This is a genomic window from Anaerococcus kampingae (assembly GCF_046365475.1).
Classification (GTDB): Bacteria; Bacillota; Clostridia; order Tissierellales; family Peptoniphilaceae; genus Anaerococcus; species Anaerococcus kampingae.
Window position 1 is genome coordinate 1 of the sequence record NZ_JBGMEF010000051.1, and the last position, 6758, is coordinate 6758.

Genomic DNA, 6758 nt, shown 5'->3' on the forward strand with positions numbered 1-6758 from the left:
CTTGACTTCCGATAGTTAGTCTCATCGGCCTCCCCTTAAACCCCTCCCCGTTACACCCCACAAGCGGCCCCTAAAGCGGGGAGCATGATTAGAAGCTTGCCTGTGGCAAGCCACTCTTTGTATACAGAACCCTTTGTATTAGCTATCCCTATCCTTACTGATTTTGACATTCCGATGCCTAAAAATCTCAATCTAGCCCAAATTTTTGTATTGTATCTACTCTACATCTTAGTAGTTATAGAATCTTTATTTGTACTCGTGCGTCAGGAGATTTTCTTAACGACATCTCCATTTACAAAATCTCCTGACCTTTGGAGAATTATTCTGTATTCTGAGAGGATATTAACGTCATATTAGTTATTAGGCTCGTTTGCTTTTGCAAACATTGCGAAGCGAGACTTCTATACTAATCTATTGGGAGATTTAAAATAAAAAGTACCCGTCAAGAAAATCACACTGACAGCTATACTCAAATAATATATTTGTCAATACTAAGACGATATTTAACTATAAAGATGACAGTTGGACTAGATTGTGATTTTTAGGGGACTTTTGATTTTAAATCAGTAAGAATAAGGTTAGATGAATACGAAGTAATCCACCATAATAAAGAAGATTTTTGAAAAAAATCTTCCTGTTTCGCACTCCGCTTAAGGAGCCGGGAGGGGGTGAAATGGGGAGGTTTAAGGAGGGGCATGAGGGGGCATCGGTCGCCCCCTTCGCCCCTCCTTTAGACGGAGATTCAATAGTAAATAGAAATAATTTATTATAAGATTAAATTACGAAGAAAAACACTAAATAATTACCATTCATTAAAGAATAAAGAAAATATTATTATCTTGGATAAAAACAGGGATTTTTAGGGGAAGCCCCTAAAAATTTCAATATTTTGTAGTAAAATCAAATATATATTATTGGTGATTTAGGCAATTTGCCCTAAGAAAAGGTGATTTTATGAAAAAAATGTTATTTGTTTATAATCCAAACTCTGGCCAGAGGGCTATTCAGAATAGCCTTTCTTCTATTATTGAATACCTATCTAGCAAGGGGATTTTTCCTACTGTTTATGCTACCCAAAAGGCTGGAGATTGTCGTGAGATTGTTGAAAAATATGGAAAGGACTTTGATAACATCCTTGTATCAGGTGGAGATGGGACTTTGGATGAGGCTGTTTCTGCTGCTCTTAGAGCTGACATTGATCCGACTTTTTCCTATATACCTACAGGTTCTACAAATGATTTTTCAAGGTCTGTTAATATTTCTCCAGAAATAGATAAGGCGACTAGAACTGCTGTCAGGGGTAAGGTTAAGAGGATTGATGTTGGAAAGATTGATGATAAGTATTTTGTCTATGTGGCAGCCTTTGGAGCTCTCTCTGATATAAGTTTTTCTACTGATCAGGATATGAAAAACATTTTGGGCCGCTCTGCCTATATTGTTGAAGGACTTAAGAATTTACTTCCTATCCAATCTATGAAATCCTACCAGGCAGAAATTGAAATTGACCATGAGCTTATTAAGGGTGATTTCATCCATTTTATGGCCTCTAATTCTATTTCTGTGGGTGGCTTTACTGATATTTTTGATGGAGAGGTTGGCCTTTCTGATGGGCTTTTTGAAATTACCCTGGTTAAAAGACCTGAGAGCCTTATTGACCTAAATAAGATTATCCAGGCCCTTACAAATAATGAGTCAAATGATTTTGTTATTAGGCGTCAGGCATCTAGCCTTAGGGTAAAGACTGATGAAGAAGTCTCCTGGTCGCTTGATGGCGACTTTGGTGGCAAAACTACAGATGCCAACATTGAGGTTATTCATAAAAGAATTAACATAAAAACAGGCCTTAAGGATTGATAAAAATATTTTTTGGAATATACTGATAGCTTACTATAAGCGTATTTTTAAATTTATGGTATAATACTACTAGAGAACCTAGGAGGTTATATGTTTAAAGTAGGCGATAAGATAGTTTACCCATTGCACGGGGCTGGCGTGATTGATTCCATTGAAAAGATGACTTTTATGGGCGAGGAGAAGGAATATTTTATTCTAAAGATGCCTATTGGAGATATGGATATATCAATTCCAGCTGAGAAAATAGGTGAAATGAACATCAGAAGTATTATTTCCAAGGAAGAAGGAAAAGAAGTTTTACAAATCCTAGATGACAAGCCAACAGAGATGAATACTAATTGGACCAAAAGATATAGGGACAATCAAGATATTCTAAAGACTGGAGATGTCTTTGAAATCGCTAAGATGGTTAGAAATCTTGCGATTTTGGATAATGATAAGGGACTTTCAACAACTGAGAAAAAGCTTCTTAATAGGGCAAGGAGAATCCTTGCTAGTGAGTTAGTCATGGTGGGTTCTCTAGACAAAGAAGAGGCAGAAAAGATGATAGATGAGTCTATCGGTTTATAAGGAGATATTATGAAGAGAATAATCAGATTAGTTTTCATGCTAATCGGAGCTGTTCTTGGAATAGTAGTCTTAAAAGTAGTTAACGCCGCTTTTGGGTTCATCCCTAATAGCGGCAAATTATTTATAGGGGCTAATATTCTAGCATCAGCTTTATTTGCATTTATTTTTTATTTAATTGCAGACCCGATTGCCAACAAAGCAACAATAAGTTTTTCAATTTTAGAAAAGAAGATTAGTAAATTGCCAGCAGCAAACCTTGTTATAGGCGTACTTGGTATAATTCTAGGTTTCTTAGTAGCAGCATTAGCATCTACCCCATTAACCAAACTATCCCTACCTGTAGTAGGAAATTCTATTTTTGTGCTATTATCTATTTTATTATATATCGGTTTTGGTTATCTTGGATGGAGACTTGCTATAAGAAATGCAGATGACCTAATAGCCTTCATGACAAGGTCAAAAGAAGATAAAAAAGACAAAAAAGAAAAAATAGCCTTTGACAGGGCAAATATGACCGCAAGTCCAAAGGTTCTCGATACATCTGTAATAATAGATGGAAGAATCCTTGATATAATAAATACAGACTTCTTGGAAGGTGAACTAATAGTGACAGAATTTGTCCTAGAAGAACTCCAGCACATAGCAGATAGCCCAGATGACTTAAAAAGAGAAAGAGGTCGCAGGGGCCTTGATATAATCAAGAAAATCCAAGAAACAGATAAGATTAATCTAAAAGTTTTAGATAAGGACTACGAAGACATAAAAGAAGTAGATGCCAAACTCTTAAAACTAGCCCTAGATTTGGGAGCCAAGGTATTTACAAATGACTACAACCTAAGCAAGGTAGCCAATGTACAAGGTATACCAATCCTAAATATAAACGACCTAGCAAATGCCCTAAAACCAGTAGTAATACCAGGTGAGCTAATGCGAATAGAGGTAATCAAAGAAGGCAAGGGTAAAAACCAAGGCGTAGGCTACCTAGAAGATGGAACCATGGTAGTAGTAGAAGATGGAGCAGGCCTCATAGATCAGGTCATAAATGCCAAAGTAACATCCGTCCTTCAAACATCTGCAGGCAGGATGATATTTGTAAGGAGTGAGGATGTATAAAGGAAAATACCTATCAGCCATCATAACAGCAGCAGGATCAGGACTTAGGATGGGTCTAGCCACAAACAAGCCATATATAGAGATAGCAGGAAAGAAAATCCTAGAAATAACCCTAGAAAAAGTTAGCTCATTATTTGAATTTGATGAGATAATCCTAGTCATAAGAGAAGAAGACAGAAAAATGGCAGCTAGCATTGTAGAAAAAATAAGTGACAGGCGAATAAAGATAGTAAAGGGCGGCAAAAGCCGTGAAGAGTCAACATACAAGGGCCTAAAAGCCTTAAATAAAAAAAGTCAACTGGTCTTAACCCACGATGGGGTAAGACCTTTTGCAAGCTTAGAACTCTTTAGAAGAACATTAAAAGAAATGGATAATTATAAGGCCGCCATAGCTGCGACCAAAGCCAAGGATACCATAAAGGTAGCCAATGAGAGGGGAGAGGTAGACTTCACTCCTAATAGAGACTTTGTGTATAATATCCAAACACCCCAAGCCTTTGAGGTAGAAAAAATCAAGACCCTCTACGAAAAATATATGACAAGTGAAGCAAAAGTCACCGATGACAGCCAACTTTTCGAATTTTTTGACAAGAAAACACCGGTGAAAATCGTAGAAGGCGAATATCAAAATATAAAAATTACAACCCAAGAAGATATAATCTTTGGCGAAGGATTTTTAAGAAAGGAAGCAAAATGAGAGTAGGAATAGGCTATGACGTCCACAAATTAGTAGAAGGAAGGGACCTAATCCTAGGTGGAGTCAAATTTGATTATGAAAAGGGCCTCTTAGGCCATTCAGATGCAGATGTCCTAACCCATGCCATAATGGATGCCATCCTTGGCGCCCTGGCCCTCCCTGATATAGGCAACCTCTTCCCAGATACAGACCCAGCCTACAAGGATATATATTCCATAGACCTCTTAGATAGGGTTGTCCAAAAAATGGAAGATATGGGCTATGAAATAGGCAACATCGACTCAGTAATAATCTGTGAAATGCCAAAAATATCACCAAAAAGAGAAGAAATAGTAAAATTATTGGCTCGCCACCTAAAAACTGACCTAGCAAGTGTATCAGTAAAGGCCTCAACTAGCGAGAAATTAGGCTTTACAGGAAAGGGCCTAGGCATAGAATCAAGAGCAATAGTTTACCTAAAGGAGAAAGAATGAGAAAATTAATAACCAGCGAATCAGTAACAGAAGGCCATCCAGATAAGGTCTGCGATCAAATATCAGATGCAATCCTAGATGAATGCCTAAGACAAGATAAAAACTCAAGAGTAGCTTGTGAAACAGTCACAACCACAGGCCTTGTCCTAGTAGTAGGAGAAATCTCAACAGAAGCCTATGCTCCAATAGAATCTATAGTAAGAGAGACCATAAAAGAAATTGGCTATACAGATGGAGATACAGGCTTTGACTATGAAAATGTGGCAGTACTCACCAGCCTAATCGAGCAATCAGCAGACATAGCCCAAGGTGTAGATAAGGCAAGCGAATATAAAGAAGGCTCTGACCCATTTGACCAAATAGGAGCAGGAGACCAAGGAATGGTCTTTGGCTACGCAGACAATGAAACAGACTTATACCTTCCAGTATCAGTAGCTATGGCCCAAGCCCTAGCCAAAAGACTAGCCCAAGTTAGAAAAGAAGGCATCCTAGACTATTTAAGGCCAGATGGCAAGACCCAGGTTACAGTAGAATATGATGATGATAAGCTAGTAAGAATCGACTCCATAGTCATCTCAAGCCAACATAAGGAAGAAGTATCCTTAGAAAAAATAAGAGAAGATATCATAAATCACGTTATAAAAGCAGTAGTAGATGAAAAATTAATAGATGAAAATACCAAAATCTACATCAACCCAACAGGTAAATTCGTAATAGGCGGACCAAAGGGAGATAGCGGACTTACAGGAAGAAAAATAATAGTAGATTCCTACGGCGGCTATTCAAAAGCAGGTGGCGGAGCATTTTCAGGCAAAGACCCAACAAAGGTAGACAGGTCAGCAGCTTATATGGCTAGATTCGCAGCCAAAAACATGGTAGCAGCAGGCCTAGCAGATAAGCTAGAAATAGGAGTATCCTACGCTATAGGAGTAGCAAAGCCATTATCAATCTATGTAGATAGCTTTGGCACAGGCAAATACGATGACGAAAAACTCCTAGAAATCCTAGAAGAAAACTTCGACTTTAGGCCAGCAGCTATAATAGCAAACCTAGACCTAAGACGCCCAATCTACAAAAAAACAGCCGCCTACGGACACTTTGGAAGAGATGAAGAAGAATTCACATGGGAGAGGTTGGATAAGGTCCAAGACCTTAAAAATTATTAGGGAGTTTCCCTAATAACCTTTTTCTTTATTATCCAAGATAATATTATTATTTACTTTAATTCTTCGGAATTTTATCACGTATAAAATGGTTGTCATCAAGCTGATGACTTCGCCAAAGGGGGAGGGCCAAGGACCCTTTCGCATGGGTCCTCATCGCCCTCCCCCTTACACCCCCTCTTCGTTACACCCCACAAGCGACTCTTGCAGAGAGCAAAAAGAAGATTGCCTCTGGCAATCTTCTTTGTTAGACCTGACTGCTATTCATCCTGGTTCAAAATCTATTATTTTAAATCTCGTCAGCTAAAAATTTAGATTCGCTACGCTCAACAAAATTTTTTGACGCTTCCTCGATTTAAAATAATTGACGATTTTATTTATATAAGTCTTAAGATTATCTTCCCTAGACCTGTTTATCGCAATGTTTGCGAGAGCAAACGAGCTTAGACCTACTATGATATCAATATACTTTCAGAATACAGAATAATTCTCCCAAGGTCGGGAGATTTTGTAAATGGAGATGCCGTTAAGAAAATCTCCTGACGCACGAGTACAAATAAGAATTCTGTACCTACTGAGATGTAGAGTTTATATAGAAGATTATTATGGCTAGATTGAGATTTTTAGGCATCGGAATGTCAAAATCAGTTATGATTAGAATAACTTTTACGAAGTGTTCTGTCTACTTAGAGTTGCTTGCCGAAGGCAAGCTTCTAATCATGCTCCCCGCTTTAGGGGCCGCCTGGGGGTGTAACGGAGAGGGGTTTAAGGGGGACATAAACGCCCCTTGATTTGGGGCGTTTATGCCGGAAACATAGTGCGGTAGCACGAAGGAGTTTGCGTAGCAAACGGGTTTCCGTCCGATGAGACTAACTATCGGAAGTCAAG

The 6758-nt window shown here is 38.3% G+C and carries 6 protein-coding genes; all 6 read left to right on the forward strand.

What is annotated here, in order from left to right; genetic code table 11:
- Positions 1-954 precede the first annotated feature (954 nt).
- The 6 genes from ACCQ42_RS09950 to metK all read left to right on the forward strand — a co-directional run bounded on the left by ACCQ42_RS09950 (position 955) and on the right by metK (position 5873).
- Complete coding sequence (locus ACCQ42_RS09950) at positions 955-1854, forward strand: diacylglycerol/lipid kinase family protein (RefSeq protein WP_410036041.1); 900 nt, start codon at positions 955-957, stop codon at positions 1852-1854.
- A gap of 90 nt (positions 1855-1944) precedes the next feature.
- Positions 1945-2424, forward strand: coding sequence for a CarD family transcriptional regulator (locus ACCQ42_RS09955; RefSeq protein WP_106461074.1), 480 nt, complete (start codon positions 1945-1947; stop codon positions 2422-2424).
- A gap of 9 nt (positions 2425-2433) precedes the next feature.
- Positions 2434-3537 carry a PIN/TRAM domain-containing protein gene (locus tag ACCQ42_RS09960; RefSeq protein ID WP_106461073.1) on the forward strand — a complete coding sequence of 368 codons (1104 nt, stop codon included), beginning with the start codon at positions 2434-2436 and terminating at the stop codon, positions 3535-3537.
- Positions 3530-4234 carry a 2-C-methyl-D-erythritol 4-phosphate cytidylyltransferase gene (gene ispD, locus ACCQ42_RS09965; protein WP_410036042.1) on the forward strand — a complete coding sequence of 235 codons (705 nt, stop codon included), beginning with the start codon at positions 3530-3532 and terminating at the stop codon, positions 4232-4234. The genes ACCQ42_RS09960 and ispD overlap by 8 nt, the downstream gene beginning before the upstream one ends.
- The gene (gene ispF / locus ACCQ42_RS09970) at positions 4231-4707 is read left to right on the forward strand and encodes a 2-C-methyl-D-erythritol 2,4-cyclodiphosphate synthase (protein ID WP_106461071.1); all 477 of its coding nucleotides are present in this window, start codon (positions 4231-4233) and stop codon (positions 4705-4707) included. The genes ispD and ispF overlap by 4 nt, the downstream gene beginning before the upstream one ends.
- Positions 4704-5873 (forward strand): methionine adenosyltransferase, encoded by a 1170-nt coding sequence (gene metK, locus ACCQ42_RS09975; RefSeq protein WP_410036043.1) that lies wholly within the window; start codon positions 4704-4706, stop codon positions 5871-5873. The genes ispF and metK overlap by 4 nt, the downstream gene beginning before the upstream one ends.
- The last annotated feature ends 885 nt before the right edge of the window (positions 5874-6758 follow it).